Origin of the sequence: Pedobacter sp. HMWF019, from assembly GCF_003061025.1 — a bacterium.
Taxonomy (GTDB): Bacteria; Bacteroidota; Bacteroidia; order Sphingobacteriales; family Sphingobacteriaceae; genus Pedobacter.
In genome coordinates this window covers 1-1018 of the sequence record NZ_QAIL01000385.1, presented here as the reverse complement: position 1 = coordinate 1018, position 1018 = coordinate 1, and the positions used below count along the sequence as shown (strand labels likewise).

Genomic DNA, 1018 nt, shown 5'->3' with positions numbered 1-1018 from the left:
GTTCTAGATCACCCGGCAAGGTTGGGGGTCGATCCGCGTTTTATGATCTCTGCAGGTATCCGAAGTTTGATGTTCGAAACCTCAAAACTGCGATCGTTTAAACTCGACATCAACAGGTCAATAGCGGATTTTGCAATTTCGTAAGTAGGTTGTTTGACGGAAGTGATTCCCGGAGGATAAAGTTCAAATAATTCATTGTCATCGAAACTCATTACACCTAAGTCAGCAGGGATGCTTAACTTAAGTTCGTTGATGCTTTGAAGACCGATGATGCCCAAATAGTTGGTGCTAAAAAAAATGGCATCCATTTTTGTTTGCCGGATTAAAAATTCTTTGACGGCTTCTACAGCTTCTGTTCTTTCACTGTTGTAGGACAGGTTGAAGATCATTTCCGGATCTTCTGCGAGTCCATTTGCTTTTATCGCGGCCTGGTAACCTTTTAGCCGCTCCTGTAACTGAACAAGGTCCAGGTCTGGTGTTACAAATCCGATGTTCTTATACCCCGAACCGGCAAGGAACTGGATGGCCTGATAGACACTATTGTAATTGTCAACTAATACGTGAGGGATATCGATCCCGGGAAAATAACTATCAATTAAAACCACTGGTTTTTCATTGCTGATTAACTTTTGTATTTCTTTTTCCAGTCCTTTGATGGGGGTGATGATGTATCCGTCGACAAGTTGGTTGGAAAGCATTTTGATTACATTCTTTCCTTTTTGAATGTTGTTGTCTGTACTGCAGTACACCACACCATAACCCGCTTTTTCTGCTTCGTATTCAATAACTTTGGCCATTGTGCCAAAAAAAGGTCCGCTAATGGTTTCAACAATTAAACCAATCACTTTAGATTCTCCTGTTCTTAGTCCAACCGCCATGCGGTTGGGTTCATAACCGTTTTCAAGGGCTACATCGAGTATTTTTTTTCTTATATCTGCACTGATCCGGCCTTTGCCGTTTAAAACAAAAGATACAGTGGTGATGGAGGTATTTGTAAGTTTTGCTATATCTTTTATGG

At 41.1% G+C, this 1018-nt stretch carries 1 protein-coding gene; it reads right to left on the bottom strand.

Annotation, left to right across the window (positions count from 1 at the left end; genetic code table 11):
- Nucleotides 1-8: 8 nt before the first annotated feature.
- The coding region (locus DBR11_RS21110; RefSeq protein ID WP_108554600.1) for a LacI family DNA-binding transcriptional regulator at nt 9-1018 on the bottom strand (1010 nt) is incomplete at its 5' end.